This is a genomic window from Niallia taxi, assembly GCF_032818155.1.
In the GTDB taxonomy this organism is placed as follows: domain Bacteria; phylum Bacillota; class Bacilli; order Bacillales; family Cytobacillaceae; genus Niallia; species Niallia taxi_A.
Window position 1 is genome coordinate 685,221 of the sequence record NZ_CP102589.1, and the last position, 22,488, is coordinate 707,708.

Sequence of the window (22,488 nt, forward strand, 5' to 3'; positions counted from 1 at the left end):
CCATGTTAGAATATAAGAAGATTTTACGTAGATTAAAAGATTTTAATATTATCCGTTATGGGGAGGATTCAAATGAAGCATTTAGCACAAAACGACCAGCAAGTATATCAAGCTATCCAGCAGGAACTAGGCCGCCAAAGAGCAAAAATTGAGTTAATCGCATCAGAGAATTTCGTGAGTGAAGCTGTTATGGAGGCACAGGGTTCTGTACTGACAAATAAATATGCAGAAGGCTATCCAGCAAAACGCTATTATGGCGGCTGCGAATACGTTGATATTGTTGAAGATATCGCTCGCGATCGTGCGAAAGAGATTTTTGGAGCAGAGCATGTCAATGTTCAACCACACTCTGGCGCACAAGCAAACATGGCTGTATATTTCACTATACTTGAGCAAGGAGATACTGTGCTCGGGATGAATCTTTCCCATGGTGGACATTTAACACATGGAAGTCCTGTTAACTTCAGCGGAGTCCAATATAATTTTATAGAGTATGGCGTAGATAAAGAAACAGAGCAAATCGACTATGAGGACGTGCTGGCAAAAGCACGCGCAAATAAGCCGAAATTGATTGTAGCTGGTGCGAGTGCATATCCTCGTGCGATTGACTTCAAAAAATTCCGTGAGATTGCTGACGAAGTTGGGGCATATTTAATGGTTGATATGGCTCATATTGCCGGTCTCGTGGCTGCAGGGTTACATCAAAATCCAGTTCCTTATGCAGATTTTGTTACAACAACAACACATAAAACATTAAGAGGTCCTCGCGGCGGAATGATTCTATGTAAAGAGGAATTCGGCAAAAAAATTGATAAGTCCATTTTCCCTGGGATTCAAGGCGGACCGCTTATGCATGTTATTTCTGCAAAAGCTGTTGCTTTTGGAGAAACACTGCAAGATGACTTTAAAGTATATGCTGAAAATATCATCGCAAATGCAAAGCGCTTAGCTGAAGGTCTGCAAAAAGAAGGATTAAGACTTGTTTCAAACGGAACGGATAACCACTTATTGCTAGTAGATTTGCAAACTCTTGGTTTGACAGGGAAAGTTGCAGAACACGTACTAGATGAAGTTGGAATTACTGTAAACAAAAATACTATTCCATTCGATCCAGCAAGTCCATTCGTAACAAGTGGAATTCGTATTGGTACAGCAGCTGTTACTTCTCGTGGATTCGGTTTAGAAGATATGGACGAAATCGCTTCTATCATTGGCTTCACATTAAAAAATCATGAAGATCAAGAAAAGTTAGCAGAAGCAGCTAAAAGAGTTGAAGCATTAACTAGTAAATTTGTATTGTATAAAGAATTATAAGAAACACAAAGCCAGCCTATCATAAGCATAGGCTGGCACTTTTTTGGGTAAAAATAATGTGTGTAAAAGAAAAAATTTCAGTTGATTTGAAAGCCTTTTTTCTGTAGAATTACAAGAAGTGTGTTTACGATAAAGAAGGAAACGGAGTGAAAGATGTGGCAAAAGTATACGTATTTGATCACCCACTTATTCAACATAAACTTACATACATTCGTGAGAAGCAAACAGGAACTAAAGAATTCAGAGAGTTAGTAGACGAAGTGGCAACATTGATGGCTTTTGAAATCACTCGTGATATGCCTTTAGAAGAAATTGAAATTGATACACCAGTTAGCAGAACGAAATCAAATGTGCTTTCTGGTAAGAAAATAGGGATTATTCCTATCCTGCGCGCAGGTATCGGAATGGTTGACGGCATCTTGAAGCTTATCCCAGCTGCAAAAGTTGGACATATCGGTCTATACCGTGATCCTAAAACGCTAAAGCCTGTAGAATATTATGTGAAGCTTCCATCTGATGTGGAAGAAAGAGACTTCATCGTTGTTGATCCAATGCTTGCAACAGGCGGTTCTGCAATTGAAGCGATTAACTCCTTGAAGACTAGAGGAGGAAAAAACATCAAGTTCATGTGTTTAATTGCTGCACCTGAAGGCGTAGAGCTTTTAAAAGAAGCTCATCCAGATGTAGATATTTATATCGCTGCACTTGATGAAAAGCTAAATGAAAAAGGTTATATTGTTCCAGGTCTTGGAGACGCTGGTGACCGTTTGTTCGGAACTAAATAATGCTAAAAAGTTGGCTGGCCTATTAGGTCAGTCTTTTTTATGTTTAAATCATCCAGAAATGCCCAGACATAATTTATGCACAACTGCAAACTATAATGGCAACTACACCCCTCTATGCCTAAAGGAGAATACATATGAAGAAAATAATCCTTCTGCTCTTAGCTTTAATCCTCCCTTGCGATCATTATACTTTTGCTGCTGTGCACGAGCTTCCGGAACTTCCGGCTGAAAGCAAACAAGAAAAAAGGGTTGCCATCGTAAAGTTAAAAGGCAGCTGTTCGGATGATAAAGTAAATGAAATAATGGCTAAATTGAAAAGTGGTCAAAAGAGAACGGTTTTTTGTGAAATTTTTTCAGGCTTTTCTGTACGTGCAAATATGGAGGAGTTGGACAAGCTGACAAGCTATCAAGAAGTGGAGCTTGTATCTCCAGTCAAAACATATACAGCAGAAAGCGAAGGACCTGCAAAGATTATTGGTGCAGACTGGATTCAAGGAGCATCAAGAAGCCAATCGTCTGCTTTGACAGGGAAAGGTGTAAAGGTTGGCGTCATTGATACTGGAATTGATTATAATCACCCTGACTTAAGGAGAAGTTATAAAAAGGGCTGGGACTTCGTTGATCGGGATAAAGACCCAATGGAAACTGTCGGACATGGGCTAAGGGATACGCTTCATGGCACACATGTAGCAGGTATTATCGCTGCAAGGGGAAAGCTTAAGGGAATTGCCCCGAATGCAGAAGTATATGCTTATAGAGCTTTAGGTCCAGGAGGATCTGGAACAACAGAACAAATATTGAGCGCAATTGAAAGAGCGATAAAGGATAAAGTGGATGTGCTTAACCTCTCACTTGGCAGTGAGGTAAATGGTCCAGATTTGCCGATAAGCCTCGCGTTAAACAAGGCAGTCGATAAGGGCATTGTTGCTGTTGCAGCTGCTGGAAATGCAGGTCCGGCTGATTGGACTGTTGGTTCTCCCGGTACTGCGGCAAAGGCAATTTCAGTCGGTGCAACTACACCAAAGTTAAAGGTGCCTTTTTTAGAGGTGGACGGAGAAAAGATTATTTTAAATAAGATGGATAAAAGTAAGCAGTGGAGTTCTGAAAATGCATTGGAAATTGTGGAAGGAAAGCTTGGTTATCAAAAGGATTTGCAAAATGTGAAAGGCAAAATAGTTATTATTAGGCGAGGAGAGCTCACCTTTGGGGAGAAGGCTGAAAATGCTTATAAGGCAGGTGCGAAGGCTGTTCTCATCGCAAATGATATGGACGGACCACTGCTCGGCATGCTTGAAAGAGAAACTCCAATTCCGGTCGCAGGTGTTTCTAAAAAAGAAGGCAGTCAACTGCAAAGAAAGCTTGGCAAAAAGAAAACCATCTACGCAAAAATTAACAGCTACTGGGAACAGGATATACTTGCAGATTTCAGTTCAAGAGGACCTGTAACAAGCACTTGGGATATCAAGCCTGATGTCGTCGCACCAGGGGTAGTGATAAATAGCACAGTGCCAGGTGGTTATCTTGCCCTGCAGGGGACGAGTATGGCAGCGCCTCATGTAGCCGGCGCAGCTGCTCTTTTGCTCGAGGCTCATCCTGATTGGAGCCCGGAGGAAGTGAAGGCAGCATTGATGAATACGGCTCTTCCTCTTAACGACAGGGATGGCAAGCAATACAAGGTGTATGAACAGGGTGCTGGCAGAATTCAAGTTGATAAAGCAGTGAAAGCAAGTGTGTTGATTATGCCAGGAAGCATGCGCTTCGGAAAGTTTAAGCTAGCAGATCATCTGCATGAACATACTTCTTATATTACGATTAGTAACAAAGGAAAGTCGCCCGAATGGATTACGTTTAATCAGCCAAGTATACAGAGCGGTGTTACATGGCAATTGCCGCTGTCCTTAACGCTTGCGGCAGGTGAAACGAAAAAACTGCCCGTTAAGATGATGATAGACAGCGAGCTCTTTAAAAATAAGCTCCAAAATGGTGCGATCGTGGTGAACGCAGGCAAGCAGAAGGTGACAGTGCCATACTTGTATGTGCTTGAAGAGCCGGAATATCCGCGCTTAATGGGGTTCAATATGGTGCAGGAGGAGAACGGAGGCTTCAGTTATGAAGCATATTTGCCTACTGGAGCAGAAGAATTTGGTATTGCGGTCTTTGATAAGGAAACATTAAGATTCGTGAAGTTTTTGGATTGGAAAAAAGAAGTGAAAAGAGGTCAATTAAAGGGCAATATTAAAAAAGAGATTTTGCCGCAGCAAGGCATCTATGAAATTGTTGCATTTGCTAAAAAAGCAGGAAAAGAAGATGCAGTTAGTGGTCAATTAAGTGTGATAGGAAGTCAGGCTTTGTATAATAGTGAAGAAAATGAAAGTGATAAAGAGGATTTGTTAAAATATCCCTTAAATAAAACTAATAGGAAATAATTTGAAAGATATGTGAATTTACTCCTTTTCCGATATAAATTTTTTTGATTCATGATAGAATAAAAAAGAAAAATTTTATCGGGAAAGGAGAGCTAGTAGAAGACTGTATCAACGCGGTTTGCAACTGGATACAATATTTTTGGAGATACATGATTTTAACGTTTTTATGTTGTTAATTACAATTGACATTTGACATAACCTTATTGTATGCTTACAAAGTAGATGATAGGGTTTTCAGGGCCTTTTCAAAAAAATATTTCTTTTTTGTTCTGCAAAAAAGACTATTTTTGTTCCCTGATAAGCTGTCTGAAAGAAAGTCTGTTGTCAGGAGATTTGGCTAAATTATGTTTGAAATAAAACAGATGCTTACAAAACAATTTAAGTACATATCTATACTGCTTTCACTTTACCTTATTGGGTGGGTTGCTACTCCTTATAAGCCTGTATTTATGGGTTTGTTATTGGGAACTGCCTTAAGCCTTTACAATATTTGGCTCTTAGTAAGAAAAATGGCGAAATTCAGCAGAAATATAGATGAAGGTAAAAAGACGCAATCGTTAGGGATGCTGTCAAGGATGGCAGCTGCAGTACTTGGGGTTGCAATAGCCATGGAATTTCCTGAGCAGATACACCTTATCAGCGTTGTCATTGGATTAATGACGGCTTACATAGTCATTATGATAGATTACTTATTTAGTACTGTTTTTAAAAATAGTATTAGAAAAGAGAGGTGAGAATTGCTTGGATCACAAAGAGAAAGTGTATTACCTTTTCGGTTCGGAATACTTGAGAGTAGATGTATCCAGTGTCTTGATGATAGCTATAACTAGTTTGATCGTATTCATTATCGCTGTTGCTGCAACACGTCGACTTGCTTTAAAGCCAACAGGGATGCAGAACATGATAGAATGGGTAATGGACTTCGTGAAAAACATTATCAAAAGCAACATGGATTGGAAAGATGGCGGGAAGTTCCACATGTTAGGGATGACAATCATCTTTTACGTGTTAATTTCCAACCTGCTTGGTTTACCATTTTCTATAGTGGTTGACGGTGTTCTTTGGTGGAAATCACCAACGGCCGATCCGATTATCACATTAACATTAGCTTCCATGATTATTGCTTTGACACATTATTACGGTGTTAAGCAAAAAGGAGTTAAAGGATATTTCAAAGGCTATGTACAGCCGATGAAGTTCTTGCTTCCTTTAAAGATAATCGAAGAATTTTCCAATACGTTGACTCTTGGTTTGCGTCTATATGGAAATATCTATGCAGGGGAACTGCTTTTATCTTTATTAGTAGGTTCATTAGCATGGACAGGCTGGGCAGGCTTTATAGCTGCAATTCCTTTAACATTGGCATGGCAAGGTTTTTCAATCTTTATAGGCTTCATACAAGCTTATATCTTTACAATGTTAACATTCGTTTACATGTCACATAAAGTAAGTGACGAGCATTAATCAATTCCCTTATCTTTAAAAGGTGAAACTATAAAATACACATATTTATATATTTAGGAGGAAAATAAATAATGAATCTATTAGCAGCAGCAATCGCAATTGGTCTATCAGCATTGGGAGCAAGTATTGGTAACGGTTTGATCGTAGGACGTACAGTTGAAGGGATCGCTCGTCAACCAGAAGCACGCGGTTTCCTACAAACAACAATGTTCATCGGGGTAGCGTTAGTTGAGGCATTGCCGATCATCGGAGTTGTAATTGCATTCATGGTACTTAACCGTTAATAATAGCTAAAAAATGGCGAAGACTTTTTCAAAAACTTCGCCTTTGCTTTATGCAAAAAAAAAGAAAGTTTAAGGTATACAGTTGGAAGGGAGTGAACCGTTGTGTTATTAAATAGCTTCGTATTGGGAGCTGCTGGGGCAGCATCTCATGATGGTATAAATGGTGGGACAGCCATATTTCAATTAGTAATATTCCTAGTTCTTCTATTGCTTTTAAAGAAATTCGCATGGGGTCCGATTATGGGCATCATGAAGCAAAGGGAAGAATTTGTAGCAAATGAAATAGACAGCGCGGAGAAAAATCGCATCGAGTCTGCTAAGCTTTTAGAGGAGCAGCGGGCATTGCTTAAAGAGGCGCGCACGGAAGCAAAAGAGTTAATCGATAATGCAAAATCTCAAGGAGAGCTGCAAAGAGAAACTATTATTGCTGACGCTAGAAAAGATGCGGAAAGATTAAAGAATTCAGCATTGCTTGAAATTGAACAGCAGAAGGAAAAAGCTGTTGCTGCAATCAGAGAGCAAGTTAGTTCCCTATCTGTATTGATCGCTTCTAAAGTAATTGAAAAAGAGCTTAGTGAGCAGGACCAGGAAAAACTGATCAATGATTACATACAAGAGGTAGGCGAAAATCGATGATGGATACAGGAGTTTCAAAGCGCTATGCTTTAGCCCTTTTCCAAATCGCGAAAGAAAATGGCAGTGTGGAGCAGTTGGAAGAGGAAATGCGCGTTGTTAAAGCAGTTGTTGCCAACTCACCGGATTTGCAGCAAGTTTTCAAGTCTCCCAATATTTCATTGGAGCAGAAGAAAGAAATAGTTAAAAATGCGTTTGCTTCAGCGAGCGTTAGTGTGCAAAACATGTTGATGCTTCTGATGGACAGACATCGTGAAGACTATATTGTCAGCATTTGCGATTACTTTTTGCAATTCGTTAACGATGAAAAAGGGATCGCAGAAGCGAAAGTTTACTCTGTGAGACAGCTTACAGACAGTGAAAAATCGGCTATTTCTGCAGCGTTCGCCGCTAAAGTGGGAAAACGGTCGTTAAATATCGAAAATATTGTTGATTCCAACCTTTTGGGCGGAATTAAAGTTCGCATAGGTAACAAAATATTCGACGGCAGCTTACAAGGCAAGCTTGCTCGTTTGCAACGTACATTATTAGGATAAGATTTCGAGATAGGGGTGAAACGCATGAGCATCAAAGCGGAAGAAATCAGTGCTCTTATAAAAAGGCAAATTGAAAATTACCAATCAGAAGTTCAAGTGAGTGAAGTAGGTACGGTTATCAGTATTGGTGATGGTATCGCTCGCGTTCATGGATTGGACAACTGTATGGCAGGAGAACTTGTTGAGTTTTCTAATGGAGTAATGGGTCTTGCTCAAAACTTAGAAGAAAGCAATGTCGGGATTATTATCCTTGGCCCTTACACAGACATTCGCGAAGGCGACGAAGTTCGTCGTACTGGAAGAATCATGGAGGTTCCTGTTGGAGAAGAATTGATCGGACGTGTTGTTAACTCATTAGGTCAGCCAGTTGATGGAATGGGCCCGATTAATTCAAGCAAAACTAGACCGATTGAGTTCTTGGCACCAGGTGTTATGGACCGTAAATCAGTTAGTGAACCGCTTCAAACAGGGATTAAAGCAATCGATGCACTTGTTCCAATCGGACGTGGACAGCGTGAGCTTATCATCGGTGACCGCCAAACAGGTAAAACATCTGTAGCAATCGATACAATCCTTAACCAAAAAGACCAAGATATGATTTGTATCTATGTAGCAATCGGACAAAAGGAATCTACTGTTCGTAACGCTGTTGAGACACTTCGCAAACACGGAGCGCTGGAATACTCCATCGTCGTGACTGCATCTGCTTCCCAACCAGCTCCATTGCTTTACCTTGCTCCATATGCAGGTGTAGCGATGGGTGAAGAATTTATGTATAACGGCAAGCATGTCTTAATCGTGTATGATGATCTTTCTAAACAAGCATCCGCATACCGTGAACTTTCCTTGCTGCTTCGTCGTCCTCCAGGCCGTGAAGCATATCCAGGGGATGTATTCTACTTGCATTCTCGTTTGCTTGAGCGCGCAGCGAAGCTTAGCGACGCAAAAGGCGGCGGTTCTATTACTGCATTGCCTTTCATTGAAACACAAGCAGGAGACGTATCTGCATATATTCCAACAAACGTAATTTCTATTACAGATGGACAAATATTCTTGCAGTCAGATTTATTCTTCTCAGGTGTTCGTCCTGCAATCAACGCAGGTCTATCCGTTTCCCGTGTAGGTGGTTCTGCACAAATTAAAGCGATGAAAAAGGTTGCAGGTACACTGCGTCTTGACTTAGCGTCATTCCGTGAGCTTGAGTCTTTCGCACAGTTCGGATCAGACCTTGATAAGGCAACACAAGATAAATTAAATCGCGGTGCTCGTACTGTTGAAGTACTTAAGCAAGATTTGAATAAGCCGTTAAAAGTAGAAAAACAAGTAGCAATTCTTTATGCATTGACTCGTGGATTCCTTGATGATATTCCAGTACATGACATCAGAAGATTTGAAGATGAGTTCTTGAACTGGCTTGATCACAACCGCAAAGAATTGCTTAATCATATTGTGTCAACGAAAGAGCTTCCTTCTGACGACGAAATGACTGCTGCGATCAACGACTTCAAAAAAACGTTCGCTGCAACTGAGTAATTAAAGGAAAATCTGATGAATGGTGGTGAAAACGTTTGGCATCATTACGCGATATAAAGTCACGTATTAACTCAACGAAAAAGACAAGCCAAATCACAAAAGCTATGCAAATGGTCTCTGCTGCCAAAATGAACAAAGCAGAAGCAAATGCAAAGTCTTTTGTTCCTTATATGGAAAAGATAGAAGAAGTGACACATTCAGTAGCGGCAGGGAGCAAAGGGAGCTCCCACCCAATGCTGGTGGCCCGTCCTGTGAAAAAGACAGGTTATATTATCATCACTTCTGATCGTGGACTAGCTGGCGCTTATAACAGTAATGTTCTCAGAAAACTGAACCAGATTGTAAAGGAAAGGCATCAGTCGAAAGAGGAGTATGCAGTTATTGCGATCGGTAAAGTCGGCAGAGATTTCCTTGTTAAGCAAGGGACAAACGTCATTCTCGATATCGTCGGAATTGCAGATCAGCCTGATTTCCTCGATATTAAGGATATTACAAACAAATCTGTCGGTATGTTCAGTGATGGTACTTTCGATGAAGTACACATCATTTACAGTCATTATGTGAGTGCAATTCAACAGGATGTAATGGAGAAGAAGATTTTGCCTCTTACAGAGCTTGCGAATAATTCTGCTGCCCTTACTTCCTATGAATTTGAACCTTCAGCAGAAGAAATCCTGGATGTATTGCTGCCGCAATATGCGGAAAGCTTGATTTATGGTGCGTTGCTTGACAGTAAGGCAAGTGAACACTCTGCTAGGATGACGGCAATGAAGAACTCTACTGATAATGCGAAAGATATTATCGATGATTTGAGTCTAGTATATAACCGAGCTCGTCAGGCTGCTATTACGCAAGAAATTACGGAAATAGTTGGCGGCGCTGCTGCGTTGGAATAGTTTAAGAAATAGAATTGCCTGTGCGCAATTCTATGATGAGAAGTATAGGAGGGAAAAACATGAGCTTAGGACAAGTTCTACAGGTAATGGGTCCAGTTGTTGACGTAAAGTTCGACGGACATTTGCCTGACATTAATAATGCTTTGAAAGTGATCCGTAATTCAGGAGCTGCTGGTTCTGACAGCGTTGAAGTTACTCTTGAAGTGGCCCTTCACTTAGGTGACAACACAGTCCGCACGATTGCAATGTCTTCCACTGACGGTATTACTAGAGGTACACAGGTTGCAGATTCAGGCAAGTCTATTTCTGTTCCTGTAGGTGATGTTACACTAGGACGTGTATTTAACGTATTAGGAGAAACAATTGACCTTGATCAAGAAATCGCTAGCGATGCTAGAAGAGATTCTATTCATAGAGAAGCTCCGAAATTTGAACAGCTTTCTACACAAGTTGAAATACTAGAAACTGGAATCAAAGTAGTAGACTTGCTTGCACCATACATTAAAGGTGGAAAAATCGGTCTATTCGGAGGAGCGGGTGTAGGTAAAACGGTTCTTATCCAAGAACTTATCAACAACATCGCACAAGAGCATGGTGGTATTTCCGTATTTGCTGGTGTTGGTGAGCGTACACGTGAAGGAAATGACCTATATCATGAGATGACGGATTCTGGCGTTATCAAGAAAACAGCAATGGTATTCGGACAAATGAACGAGCCGCCTGGTGCACGTATGCGTGTAGCATTAACTGGTTTGACAATGGCTGAATATTTCCGTGATGAGCAAGGACAGGACGTACTGTTCTTCATCGATAACATCTTCCGTTTCACGCAAGCAGGTTCTGAGGTTTCCGCATTGCTTGGCCGTATGCCATCAGCAGTAGGTTACCAGCCGACACTTGCAACAGAAATGGGTAGATTGCAAGAGCGTATCACTTCTACAAACGTAGGATCAGTAACGTCTATCCAAGCTATTTATGTACCAGCGGATGACTATACAGATCCAGCTCCTGCTACAACATTTGCTCACTTGGATGCAACAACAAACCTTGAGCGTAAATTGACAGAAATGGGTATTTACCCAGCGGTAGATCCATTGGCATCTACATCACGCGCTTTGTCTCCTGAAATCGTAGGGGATGAGCACTATAATGTGGCTCGTCAAGTACAGTCCACTTTACAGCGCTATAGAGAGCTTCAAGACATCATCAGTATCCTTGGTATGGATGAGTTGAATGATGAAGATAAAATGGTTGTACATCGTGCAAGAAGAGTACAGTTCTTCTTATCACAAAACTTCCACGTTGCCGAGCAGTTCACAGGCCAAAAAGGTTCTTATGTCCCTGTAAAAGAAACTGTTAAAGGCTTTAAAGATATTCTTGACGGTAAATATGATCATCTTCCTGAAGATGCATTCCGCCTTGTAGGAAGAATCGAAGAAGCTATTGAAAATGCTAAAAAAATGGGTGTGGAAGTATAATCCTAATCAGGAGGGGTAGAAATGAAGACGATTAAAGTCCATGTAGTAACTCCTGATGGCCCGGTGCATGATTCAGACGTTGAGACGGTTATTGCAAAAGCAGAAAGTGGAGAGCTTGGAATTATGGCAGGCCATGTTCCTATGGTTGCTCCCCTTAAAATAGGTGTCATACACTTGAAAAATGGAAAGACTTCTGAGTATTTGGCAGTTAACGGCGGAATCTTAGAGGTACGGCCTGATAAAGTAACGGTGCTTGCTCAATCTGCGGAAACCGCTGAACATATCGATTATGATCGTGCTTTACGAGCTAAGGAGCGTGCAGAGCAAAGATTGCATACTCAAAGCAATGAACATGTAGATTTCAAACGTGCGGAGCTTGCTCTTAAGCGTGCAATGAATCGTATATCTATCGTTGAAAAGAGATATTAATAACCAAAAATGCCTCCTTTTGTTAAAATACAAATTGGAGGCATTTTTACGTCCTAAAAGAGTATGAATAAGAAATGTAGGCAAAAAACAGAAATGAAAATGAAAAGAAAATGAAAAGAAAATGAAAAATAGTGAAACCTTTTATGATGATCAATCGTCAAATAGTAGTTAGCAAGGAAGCTAAAAGAAGTGGAGGTAACGCATTGATTGAAGATTTTGGCCAACAGGCATTGTTGAGCATCGTAACAAATGTGGTATTTATTGCCCTCGCTTGGTGGGCATTGCAATCGTTGAACATTGAAAAGTTCATCCGTGCAAACAAAGTAGTTCAAGCAAGAGTATTATATGTATTATTATCCATAATAATTGGGTCACTTGTCAGTGAATTCTTCCTTAATTATCTGCTTTGGTCACAACAATTGCCATTAATTATGCAATAAGATACATTAGAAGAAACAATTACCAACGAAATAGGTCTTCATACATGTTTTCTTTTGCTCACTTTTTGAGTACAATTCAATTTGCGTGTTGCTAAAAAATAGTTTGTACGCAACTCAGAAAAATATTCATGTCAAAAAGTGACGACTATTTGCGAGTATTTCATTCCCCTACTAAGGAAACAATGCTAGTAAGGGAGAGGAATAGAGCATGAATAAAAAAAGAACAGCATTTTATCTTGTTTTAATGATCTTAGTTGGTTTGGCAGCAGTCACAATTGGGAATAAACCCATTATCGCGAAAAAACAGCTAGACCTATTTATTATAAATGGAATAATAAAAAAGGATCAGAACATTAACGTTACTGAATGGTCTCTGCATGCAAGAGAAAAAATGGAAAATGTGAAAAGCTTATCAGATGCTAAAGCCGTTAAAGCCGATTTGCAGGAAAAATTTCCGGATGCGAAATGGACGGAAGCGGAAACTGACAGCGCTTGGCAAGCTAAGGCTGTTCTGGCAGCTGATGGCTACAAAGAAGAGAGTTTAACTGTCACTGCTTCATTAACAACTCAAACATCCCAATCATATGTTATATATGAAGTGAAAGGGAAGGAGTTGAGTGACCAGTTCAGCAAAAAGCTGGAAAAGGATATAGAAGAAAAAGTTTCAGCTATATTTCGAGGAAAACCAACAATTTTCTCTTGTATAAAAGGCGAATTCAATGATAAGATGAGTAAGAGTCTGCCTTATTATGTAAACCATTTATTGGATGCTTTTCAAGCGAAACAAATAGAGGCGTTAGAGGAAGCTGATTTTGTATCATCTTCAGCCATGACGTCTATCTTTGATGAGAAAATTCAGAAAAATGACAAGGTATTGAACTTGCAATTGGGAATTAGGACACAAGGAATGGGCGGTAAAACTACCTTTGTAGTTGGCACACCCATCATAACGATTGAATATTAATATAGAGACATTGGACGCGGAGGGGAATACACTTTGGATAAAATCATCGTCCGCGGCGGAAAAAGGTTAAATGGAACGGTTAAAGTAGAAGGCGCAAAGAATGCCGTTTTGCCTGTAATCGCCGCTACATTATTAGCAAGTGACGGAAAAAGCATAATTAAATCAGTTCCAACTCTTTCGGATGTATATACAATAAATGAGGTATTACGTTTTCTTAATGCTGACGTATCATTTGCCAACAACGAAGTTACAGTAGATGCATCAAAAGAGTTGAGTGTGGAGGCGCCATTTGAATATGTGCGCAAAATGAGAGCTTCAGTTTTAGTAATGGGTTCATTATTGGCTAGAAATGGCCATGCAAGAGTAGCATTGCCAGGTGGCTGTGCAATTGGTTCAAGACCTATTGATCAACATTTAAAAGGCTTTGAAGCAATGGGAGCTAAAGTTCAGGTTGGAAATGGCTTTATTGAAGCATCAGTTGAAGATCGTCTGCAAGGAGCAAAGATCTATCTTGATTTCCCAAGTGTTGGAGCTACAGAAAACATCATGATGGCTGCGACTTTGGCAAAAGGCACAACAATCATTGAAAATGTAGCAAAAGAACCTGAAATTGTTGATTTAGCTAACTTCCTTAATGCGATGGGAGCGAAAGTCAAAGGTGCAGGAACTGGCACACTTCAAATTGAAGGTGTAGATAAGCTATACGGTGCAGAACATACGATTATTCCTGACAGAATTGAAGCAGGTACGTTTTTAGTTGCTGCTGCTATTACAGGCGGAAACGTTCTAGTACAAGGCGCAGTGCCAGAACATCTGTCATCTTTAATTGCAAAGATGGAAGAGATGGGTGTAGTTTTCAAAGAAGAAGAAGACGGACTTCGTGTAATTAGTGCTGAAAACTTAAAAGCAGTAGATATTAAGACAATGCCTCATCCAGGATTCCCAACGGATATGCAGTCACAAATGATGGCATTGCTGCTTCGTGCTCAAGGAACAAGCATGATAACGGAAACTGTATTTGAAAACCGTTTTATGCATGTTGAAGAGTTCAGACGCATGAATGGCGATGTTAAGATTGAAGGACGTTCTGTTATTATGAATGGACCAACAAACCTACAAGGTGCTGAAGTAGCAGCTACAGATCTTCGTGCAGCAGCAGCATTAATATTGTCAGGACTTGTTGCTGAAGGCATTACAAGAGTTACTGAGCTGAAGCACTTGGATCGCGGATACGTGAATTTCCATCAGAAGCTGGCAGCTATTGGTGCTGACATTGAAAGAGTAACAGAAGAAGAACAAGTAACATTGAGTGCAACGTATGTTGCAGATTTAAATGCATAACAAATAAATAAACAGCTTTATTCATTTCCCTTATGAGATGGATATGGCTGTTTTTTTTGCCGTTTTTTAGTTTGAATGAAGAGCATAAGATTATGTAAGAGTTACAAGGGGAAGGGAAGTGAAGGGTAACAGATATTATTCACATACTATGCATAGAATAAAATTATAGAACAGAACTAAGGTGATTTTTCTTGTCTTTTTCCCCTTAAATACAGTCATAAATGCTTGTCCAAATCCATAAGAATGTTTTGTAAGACATTTTTACAATGCAAATCTACATCGTTCTTATGGAGGCTACAGATGATTAAATTCAAACCCTTTATCGTACTAGGAGCTATTCTGTTCAGCATCACCTTATTGCTTCCAGCAATTTTAGTACTCCCTTTTATTTCAGAACGGGGAAACGACACAACCGCCCCTCCCGCAGAGGAAACACCAGCAGAAAATACAGGACCAGCTGTGGAGGTTTCCATCTATAGGGAAGAACAAAAAAAGATCGAGAAAGTTGATTTAGAAGATTATGTTGCCGGTGTTGTGGCAAATGAAATGAATGCAAGCTTTGAACCAGAAGCACTAAAGGCACAGGCATTGGCAGCAAGAACTTATATCGTCCGGAGAATGATATCTGAGACAGAATCAGGACTGCCAGATGGAGCAGTGGTTGGTGACTCCATTACCTACCAAGTATATAAAAATAAAGAAGAACTAAAAACGACTTGGCAAAGCAAAGATTATGATTGGAAAATGAAGAAGATTGAGGATGCCGTCCAAGCTACAGCAGGACAGATTCTGACATATGATGGACAGCCGATTGATGCTTTGTTTTTTTCAACTAGCAATGGCTATACAGAGAATTCTAATGACGTTTGGGCTAATTCAGTTGCTTATTTAAAAAGCGTCGAAAGCCCTTGGGATAAAAACTCACCGAAGTTCAATGGCGAAGAAGAGATTAGCATTCAAGATTTTGAAAGCAAGCTTGGCGTCTCCTTAGGAAGCAGTGCCAGCATCATGACAAATGTCGAGTATACTTCGGGCAAACGTGTTGCGAAAGCAAATATAAGCGGTAAAGAGCTCACAGGGACTGATATACGCGATAAGCTTGGATTGAAGTCTACAGACTTTACAATGACTAGAAGTGGTCAGAGTATTATTGTGACTACAAAGGGCTATGGACATGGTGTAGGGATGAGTCAGTATGGTGCTAATGGAATGGCAGCAGAAGGCAAGAATTACAAGGATATCGTCAAGTACTATTATAAAGATGTGGCTGTGACGAACTCAGAGAGCCTTCTGACGGCATATATGGCGAAAAAGTAATAGTGGAATAGGAAAAGCTCCCTTGGAAACCAAGGGAGCTTACTATTGCTTTACGGAGGAGTCATAATTCAAATATAAACAATTTAGAAAAAAAGTTTTTATTTTCATGCATAAAAGAATTCAGTTTGTCGAAAAATAAGTTTTTAAAAATTTTTTTTGAGAATGTATATATTTATCATTATCTGTTCAGAATGATTGCTGAGGTGATGATAAAATGAGAGAGGAAGAAAACAAACGTACTTCTCCAAAATCAAAAGTAAAGAATTTCTTTAAAAAGCGTTGGGCATTTCCAGCTGTTTATATCGCGAGTGCAGCTATTATTCTAACAGGTGTCCTTTGGTATCAAAACAGTGCAAATGAGACAGACAAGTTTAAGTATGATGCATCAAATCCATCAACACAGCTTGATGACGAACCAGCAGTACCAGTTACAAATGATGTAGAAAACTTCGCATGGCCAGTTAATGATCCAGATAATGTAATAACGCAAAAAGGCTTTTATGACAATAGCCAAAGTAAAGAAGAGCAAGTAAACTCTCTAGTGTTCTATGATAATGTGTATCAGCCAAATACTGGTGTAGATTTAAAAATGGAAGATAACAGTGAATTTGAAGTTCTAGCTTCATTGAGTGGAACAGTTACAAAAGTATCTGAAGATTCTGTACTCGGTAACACTATTGAAATTGAACATGCAGATGGAATTAAAACATTCTATCAATCTGTGAAGGATATCCAGGTTAAAGAGGGAGACGAAGTGAAAAAGGGTCAATCTCTAGCTACATCTGGACAAAGCCTATATAACAAAGATGGCGGTGTCCACGTCCACTTTGAAATTCGCAAAGCAGATGTTGCTGTAAATCCTATCGACTATTTCAATAAATCTTTAGCTTCATTAGAAAAAGCCGATACATCTGAAGCAAGCCAAGCTACAGAGGAAAATGAAGTGACAGAGGAAAATGCAACAGAAGAAGATGCTGTATCAGAGGATGCAACACAAGATGAGTCCAAAAAAGAAGTAAGTGATGAGTCAAAAGATGCAACAAATACAGATGCTTCTGATGAATCAACAGATTCTTCAAGTGATGACGCTGCAGATGAAAGTACTTCAGCAGATCCAAATGCATAATGCTTGTGATGAGAAGTCCAATTCTTTCGACAGAATTGGACTTCTTTTTTGTTATTTTAAAGACAAATTTCTCGGGAAATAACAGCAAGAAAAAGCATGATGTCTGGAATGAACATCATGCCTTATTTGCAATAACCTGCTTCTTTTTTAATTGAGTTGCTTGAACGATACGGAGAATTGTCAGGATGAGGACAGATGATCCTGTGAAGATATAGATGATAAGCATCCATATTGTCTGACTGTCTGTACCCATAAGAAATCCGTGACAGAGAGCTGCGTAAAATGTTGGGAAAGCAAGAAAATGAATGGCTTTCCACACCCTTTTTCCAAGCTTTTTCAGAAAGTCTGTTGATAGCACTAATAGCAGGAATCCGTAAAAGGCGAAAATGCCCAATGAAAGGGAGATGGCATTATGTTCAACAGTAAATGGTATAAGAATATTAAAGATGGTATAAGAGGTGTAATCTGTATCAAATACTAAAACGAGACCATGAACCATTCCAAACAGCAGGCCGAACCAGCCTGTTGCCTCGTGAGTATTTAAGAGTATTTTTTGAGATTTTTTAGGAAATATCGGTAGTTTAAAGGTTAAACCTGTCAGCATAGAGATAAACAGTAGTAAATAGGAAGTTATCGCTGCTGCCCTTGTTACGTTCCATATGCTGAATAAGTCACTAACATTGGAAATAATATCATTCATACTGTTTCACTCCTTCGTTTGTATATAAGTGTAAATTACCTCCTGACAGACATCGATTTTCCTCAGTCAGGACGATAAAAGCAATATTTTTATTTTCATTAAATCTTTTTAATCCTTCCTCCCAGCCAAGAATAAGCATGCATTTTGCAATTGCCTCTGCTTCTGTCAGCGTAGGGGCTATGACTGTTGCTTGAATTAAATTAGAGGCGCTTGGCATACCTGTCCTCGGATCAACGATATGATGATGCCTGCGCCCTCCTGCAGTTACCCAATTCCTTTTAACGATAGAGCTTGTCGCAATCCCTGCATCTCTGTGTAATTCAATAGAGGCAATGGTTTCTTCAGTGCGCCTTGGATGGTCAATCTTTACGACACGCTTTTTATATTCTAATCCCCATGCGCAAATATCTCCTCCTGCAGATATCGCACCTGTCCTTATCCCATCCTCCTGCAGCAGCTCTGCAATGCATTGTGCTGTCCAGCCTTTAGCAATGCCGCCTAAATCGATTTGGATGTCCTGCTTTAAAGTTATACTCTTCATACCAGCATCGATTAATAGAGGGCGAATATTTGCGTTTAATGATGGTAATGCTTTTTCATCTGGATTTGCTTCTAGCAGTTCAAAGCTTCGGTCATAGCCGAGAGCGATAAGTTGTTTTCCTAAATAAGGATTATAGATGCCCTTTGTGACGGCATAGTAGAAGTCAGCTATCCTAATAGCCTCAAATAGAATAGAGGTACATAGGAAAGGGACATTTGTTGTATTGTTTAATTGAGACAGTTCACTTGTATGATTGAAACGTGATAATGTTCGTTCTGATTTCTTAAACAGGTGAGTGATTTTTCTTACAGATTCGTCTGGCAAATCGAATGTACGAATAGTTGTATTCATGCATGTGAAGGCTGTTTGCTGCATATAATTATCCCCTTAAGATGAATGACTGCGCAGGTCTCCGCTTTCTGCGGTGCTACCGTTAGATGGAGGTGCTTGAAAACCTGAACCGCCGCTGAAATTATTTGTTCCACTGTCAGGTGTTGTTGTATCCTCTGAGCCGCCACCTAGCGTTGAATCAGAGGAACTGTCACTGTCTCCTTGATAATCTCCTGCCCAAGAGTCGCTGCTGCCAGATCCGCCATCAGGTGTTGTGTAGCTGCCGCTGCTCCCATCTGAAGGTAGCTGACTGCTGCTGCCATCCTCCTGTGCAAAAGGGTTTTGACTGCTTGGTGTCTCACTTTGTTGCCCATTTGTATTTGGTTGATTATTATAGGCTGTTTGCTGGCTTGCTCCAGTTGAAGTTGTTCCGTTTAAAAAACCAATAAATCCTGTAAAAGCTGCAACGCTGGATAGACCTATGATCCACTTTGTTTTTTTAGGTGCCATATGCAATTTCCCTCGTTTCTTTTGTCATTATTTGCTTAAAAAGGATTGTACGAAAGTTTCCTTAATTAATTCTTAAGCAGTAGATAGATTTTTATATAAGTAAGAGAAAAAAGAAGTAAACCTTGTTCCTATTCAAAATTTTCTGCATAAACTTTGACCCAAGCTAATAAACTGTTACAAACCTTACAAAGTTGAAGTTTGGAGTGAGGAATCGTTATAGATAAATGGATATGTAGTCGAGGACATGTTTAATCACGATAAGATCAGAAAGCGTTGAGCTGTCTGCCGCATGAGAGTTAGAGAGTTATCCATGAAAGGAAACGTGCGGGATGAAGAATTTCGATGAAGCGAAGAGCGAGTCTCATTTCACACTTCTCACATCCAATTTAGGGAGGGCGAGTGGTGTGCACGATTACATCAAAGAGAGAACTATCAAGATTGGAAAGTATATCGTGGAGACGAGGAAAACAGTTCGCGTTATTGCGAAGGAGTTTGGCGTATCCAAAAGTACAGTCCATAAGGATTTAACAGAAAGGCTTCCTGAAATAAACCCGGATTTGGCAAACGAAGTGAAGGAAATTCTTGATTATCATAAATCAATCAGACATCTTCGCGGTGGGGAAGCAACAAAAATGAAGTACAAGAAGGAAGAGTTGGAAGGGGAAACAGTACAATAAGACAGAAAATAAATCAGACATCAAAAGGTAAGCACACTTTTATCTATCGATGGAGGAAATAACCAACCTCCATCGGTAGAAGAAATAAATAATGTAATTTCCGGACTTAGCAGGCTAAGTCTTTTTTATATATACATAATTTTAGGTATCTAACACAGACTTGTTTCCTAAGCAGTTATATAACAGATAGCTAATTAGAAATAAGCTAATCGTTTAAACGAACAAATATGAAAAATTTACATATAAAAATAAGAAAAAATACGCATATTTTTGACAAATAGTTACTTCTTTCGTCAACGGTATGATAGAATAGAAAATTAGAGTAGGGCTAATGCAAATCTTGCTGTAATAAGGTTAGAGGGCTTGTGAAGTGTTAGACATACGCTTATCATAAATGAAATTTAGGAAATTTGTAGCAGTTGTATTTTATATCGAACAACTGTTCTTCTTTCTGTCATAGTATTGCTCCTGAATGGTTAAAATAATCCGCTTATTGAATGCTTACATAATTTTAATGAAACTCGGTCCGCTTTTTTGCGTTTAAATAATGGGAGAAAATTAACTTTTCATGTAAAGGTCTGTTTATAAAAACAACAAATTGAAAAAACTGAATAATAGCTATAAGGAGGAAGTGTAAAAAATGTTCGCTAGAGATATTGGTATTGACTTAGGAACAGCAAATGTATTGATTCATGTTAAAGGGAAGGGTATCGTTTTAAACGAGCCATCGGTTGTAGCATTAGACAAAAACTCAGGCAGAGTGCTTGCAGTCGGAGAAGAAGCACGCCGCATGGTTGGACGTACGCCAGGCAATATCGTAGCAATCCGCCCGTTAAAGGATGGGGTTATTGCAGATTTCGACGTAACAGAGTCCATGCTAAAGCATTTTATTAATAAGCTGAATGTTAAAGGATTTTTGTCAAAGCCTCGCATTCTTATTTGCTGCCCAACTAACATTACAAGTGTTGAGCAAAAAGCAATTAAAGAAGCAGCGGAAAAAAGCGGCGGTAAAAAGATATACTTAGAGGAAGAACCAAAAGTTGCTGCAATCGGAGCAGGAATGGATATCTTCCAGCCAAGCGGTAATATGGTAGTAGATATCGGTGGAGGAACAACAGATGTAGCAGTTCTATCTATGGGTGATATCGTAACTTCCTCCAGCATTAAAATGGCAGGAGATAAGTTCGACAGTGAAATTCTGCAATACGTTAAAAGAGAGTACAAGCTGTTAATTGGCGAAAGAACAGCAGAAAACATCAAGATTAATATTGGAACTGTTTTCCCTGGTGCGCGTAAAGAAGAAATGGAAATTCGCGGACGTGATATGGTTTCTGGTCTTCCAAGAACGATTACGGTTCATTCAGAGGAAATTGAGCAAGCGTTAAGAGAGTCTGTGACAGTTATCGTACAAGCTGCTAAGAGTGTTCTTGAAAGAACTCCTCCTGAGCTTTCAGCTGATATTATTGACAGAGGCGTTATTTTGACAGGAGGCGGCGCTCTTCTTCACGGAATAGACATGCTGCTTGCTGATGAATTGAAGGTTCCTGTTTTAATTGCAGAAAATCCTATGGATTGTGTTGCGATTGGAACAGGCATCATGCTTGATAATATTGACCGTTTGCCAAAAAGAAAGCTAGGATAAGCTGCTTTCTACTGATATTTTTAATAAAAAAGTCGGCTGCCCACATTGGAAGCCGACTTTTTTTATTAAATTTTTCATTTTGCATTAAATTCCATTAGATATTTGCAAATAACTTCCGATATAATAAAGGATGAAGTTTACATGCAAGATATGACGTTATTCAACAAATTACTACAAAGATAACAGGAACTTATTTTATAATATATATATAGACTGACTAAAAAAAGAGCACAAAGATATTAAAGAAATGGGGACAGTATATGTTTAAAGGATTTTATACTGCGGCATCGGGAATGTTGGCACAGCAAAGAAGAACAGAAATGCTGACAAATAACATGGCAAACAGTAATACACCAGGATATAAGGCAGATCAATCTGCAGTCCGCACCTTCCCAGATTTGCTGCAGCAAACCGTTGACACATATTCACAAAACGGGAAAACTACTAAGTCAACGATTGGCTCATTAGGGACTGGAGTGTATATGCAAGAAGCTATCCCAACATTTACTCAGGGTGATATTACACAAACAGACTTGAAAACAGACATCGCCTTGGTGAATATAAATGTTCCTGGAGATGACAATAATACTGCAGGCTCAATTTTCTTTAATATCCAAGATGCGAATGGTGAAACAAAATATACTCGCAACGGAAATTTCACTCTTGATGGCCAAGGGTATTTAACAACGGGAAGCGGTTTGTATGTTTTAGATGAAAATAATGAACGCATTCAGCTACCAGATGATAATTTTACTGTGTCAAATGAGGGTATTTTAACATCAAGTGCTGGGAATTATCGTCTTGGTGTAAGCTATACAGCTGATCCTAAATCACTTGTGAAAGAAGGAGACGGCCTATTCCGGGCTGAAAATGGCCAGGCGCTTGAAAATGCGTATACAGCAGGTGGCGTTTCATTTCAATTGAAGCAAAACTTCTTGGAAAGCTCTAATGTCGATGCGAGCAGGACGATGACAGACATGATGTCTGCATACCGTTCATTTGAAGCAAATCAGAAAATTCTTCAAGCATATGACAAAAGCATGGATAAAGCCGCAAACGAAATAGGAAAAGTATAATAGCAGCCCATTTAGGAGAAGCAGCCCAATAAGGGGGAGAGAATGA

At 39.6% G+C, this 22,488-nt stretch carries 23 protein-coding genes; 20 read left to right on the top strand and 3 right to left on the bottom strand.

What is annotated here, in order from left to right; genetic code table 11:
- Positions 1–72 precede the first annotated feature (72 nt).
- From NQZ71_RS03445 to NQZ71_RS03525, 17 genes are all read left to right on the top strand, one after another.
- The gene (locus tag NQZ71_RS03445) at positions 73–1,314 is read left to right on the top strand and encodes a serine hydroxymethyltransferase (protein WP_127739005.1); all 1,242 of its coding nucleotides are present in this window, start codon (positions 73–75) and stop codon (positions 1,312–1,314) included.
- A gap of 155 nt (positions 1,315–1,469) precedes the next feature.
- On the top strand, positions 1,470–2,099 hold the full coding sequence (gene upp / locus NQZ71_RS03450; protein WP_127739133.1) for a uracil phosphoribosyltransferase: 630 nt from the start codon (positions 1,470–1,472) through the stop codon (positions 2,097–2,099).
- Positions 2,100–2,233: 134 nt separating this feature from the next.
- Entirely contained in the window at positions 2,234–4,525 is a 2,292-nt protein-coding gene (locus tag NQZ71_RS03455; protein ID WP_317011298.1) for a S8 family serine peptidase, read from the top strand.
- A gap of 344 nt (positions 4,526–4,869) precedes the next feature.
- Positions 4,870–5,259 (top strand): ATP synthase subunit I, encoded by a 390-nt coding sequence (locus tag NQZ71_RS03460; RefSeq protein WP_144455141.1) that lies wholly within the window; start codon positions 4,870–4,872, stop codon positions 5,257–5,259.
- Positions 5,260–5,284: 25 nt separating this feature from the next.
- Positions 5,285–5,989, top strand: coding sequence for a F0F1 ATP synthase subunit A (gene atpB / locus NQZ71_RS03465; RefSeq protein WP_375545222.1), 705 nt, complete (start codon positions 5,285–5,287; stop codon positions 5,987–5,989).
- 71 nt (positions 5,990–6,060) lie between these two features.
- Positions 6,061–6,273, top strand: coding sequence for a F0F1 ATP synthase subunit C (gene atpE, locus NQZ71_RS03470; protein ID WP_127739009.1), 213 nt, complete (start codon positions 6,061–6,063; stop codon positions 6,271–6,273).
- A 102-nt stretch (positions 6,274–6,375) separates the two neighbouring features.
- Positions 6,376–6,909, top strand: a complete 534-nt coding sequence (locus tag NQZ71_RS03475; protein WP_317011299.1) for a F0F1 ATP synthase subunit B — start codon at positions 6,376–6,378, stop codon at positions 6,907–6,909.
- Positions 6,906–7,442, top strand: coding sequence for a F0F1 ATP synthase subunit delta (locus NQZ71_RS03480; protein ID WP_127739011.1), 537 nt, complete (start codon positions 6,906–6,908; stop codon positions 7,440–7,442). Before NQZ71_RS03475 ends, NQZ71_RS03480 begins: the two co-directional genes overlap by 4 nt.
- A gap of 24 nt (positions 7,443–7,466) precedes the next feature.
- Complete coding sequence (gene atpA, locus NQZ71_RS03485; RefSeq protein ID WP_127739012.1) at positions 7,467–8,975, top strand: F0F1 ATP synthase subunit alpha; 1,509 nt, start codon at positions 7,467–7,469, stop codon at positions 8,973–8,975.
- Between the two features lie 35 nt (positions 8,976–9,010).
- Positions 9,011–9,871 carry an ATP synthase F1 subunit gamma gene (atpG, locus tag NQZ71_RS03490; protein WP_127739013.1) on the top strand — a complete coding sequence of 287 codons (861 nt, stop codon included), beginning with the start codon at positions 9,011–9,013 and terminating at the stop codon, positions 9,869–9,871.
- A gap of 59 nt (positions 9,872–9,930) precedes the next feature.
- On the top strand, positions 9,931–11,349 hold the full coding sequence (gene atpD / locus NQZ71_RS03495) for a F0F1 ATP synthase subunit beta (RefSeq protein ID WP_144455145.1): 1,419 nt from the start codon (positions 9,931–9,933) through the stop codon (positions 11,347–11,349).
- 21 nt (positions 11,350–11,370) lie between these two features.
- Positions 11,371–11,778, top strand: a complete 408-nt coding sequence (locus NQZ71_RS03500) for a F0F1 ATP synthase subunit epsilon (protein ID WP_127739015.1) — start codon at positions 11,371–11,373, stop codon at positions 11,776–11,778.
- Positions 11,779–11,981: 203 nt separating this feature from the next.
- A complete protein-coding gene (locus NQZ71_RS03505; protein ID WP_127739134.1) occupies positions 11,982–12,218 on the top strand; it encodes a DUF1146 family protein in 237 nt (78 codons plus the stop codon).
- 208 nt (positions 12,219–12,426) lie between these two features.
- Positions 12,427–13,182, top strand: a complete 756-nt coding sequence (locus tag NQZ71_RS03510) for a YwmB family TATA-box binding protein (protein WP_144455146.1) — start codon at positions 12,427–12,429, stop codon at positions 13,180–13,182.
- Between the two features lie 33 nt (positions 13,183–13,215).
- Complete coding sequence (gene murA, locus NQZ71_RS03515; RefSeq protein ID WP_144455147.1) at positions 13,216–14,523, top strand: UDP-N-acetylglucosamine 1-carboxyvinyltransferase; 1,308 nt, start codon at positions 13,216–13,218, stop codon at positions 14,521–14,523.
- A 300-nt stretch (positions 14,524–14,823) separates the two neighbouring features.
- On the top strand, positions 14,824–15,840 hold the full coding sequence (gene spoIID / locus NQZ71_RS03520) for a stage II sporulation protein D (protein WP_144455148.1): 1,017 nt from the start codon (positions 14,824–14,826) through the stop codon (positions 15,838–15,840).
- Positions 15,841–16,054: 214 nt separating this feature from the next.
- The gene (locus NQZ71_RS03525; RefSeq protein ID WP_144455149.1) at positions 16,055–16,966 is read left to right on the top strand and encodes a stage II sporulation protein SpoIIQ; all 912 of its coding nucleotides are present in this window, start codon (positions 16,055–16,057) and stop codon (positions 16,964–16,966) included.
- Positions 16,967–17,081: 115 nt separating this feature from the next.
- On the opposite strand, the gene NQZ71_RS03530 is transcribed toward NQZ71_RS03525, so the two are convergent.
- The 3 genes from NQZ71_RS03530 to NQZ71_RS03540 are packed head-to-tail and all read right to left on the bottom strand — an operon-like array spanning position 17,082 to position 19,047.
- The gene (locus NQZ71_RS03530) at positions 17,082–17,666 is read right to left on the bottom strand and encodes a ferric reductase-like transmembrane domain-containing protein (protein WP_317011301.1); all 585 of its coding nucleotides are present in this window, start codon (positions 17,664–17,666) and stop codon (positions 17,082–17,084) included.
- Positions 17,659–18,582, bottom strand: coding sequence for an FAD:protein FMN transferase (locus tag NQZ71_RS03535; RefSeq protein WP_317011302.1), 924 nt, complete (start codon positions 18,580–18,582; stop codon positions 17,659–17,661). The genes NQZ71_RS03530 and NQZ71_RS03535 overlap by 8 nt, the downstream gene beginning before the upstream one ends.
- 12 nt (positions 18,583–18,594) lie before the next feature.
- The gene (locus NQZ71_RS03540) at positions 18,595–19,047 is read right to left on the bottom strand and encodes a hypothetical protein (protein ID WP_317011303.1); all 453 of its coding nucleotides are present in this window, start codon (positions 19,045–19,047) and stop codon (positions 18,595–18,597) included.
- Between the two features lie 404 nt (positions 19,048–19,451).
- On the opposite strand from NQZ71_RS03540, the gene spoIIID reads away from it, so the two are divergent.
- From spoIIID to NQZ71_RS03555, 3 genes are all read left to right on the top strand, one after another.
- Positions 19,452–19,724 carry a sporulation transcriptional regulator SpoIIID gene (spoIIID, locus tag NQZ71_RS03545; protein WP_016204804.1) on the top strand — a complete coding sequence of 91 codons (273 nt, stop codon included), beginning with the start codon at positions 19,452–19,454 and terminating at the stop codon, positions 19,722–19,724.
- A 640-nt stretch (positions 19,725–20,364) separates the two neighbouring features.
- Positions 20,365–21,366: a rod shape-determining protein gene (gene mreB, locus NQZ71_RS03550; RefSeq protein ID WP_144455153.1), complete on the top strand. Its 1,002-nt coding sequence runs from the start codon at positions 20,365–20,367 to the stop codon at positions 21,364–21,366.
- A gap of 260 nt (positions 21,367–21,626) precedes the next feature.
- Positions 21,627–22,442, top strand: coding sequence for a flagellar hook-basal body protein (locus tag NQZ71_RS03555; protein ID WP_317011304.1), 816 nt, complete (start codon positions 21,627–21,629; stop codon positions 22,440–22,442).
- Positions 22,443–22,488: the final 46 nt, after the last annotated feature.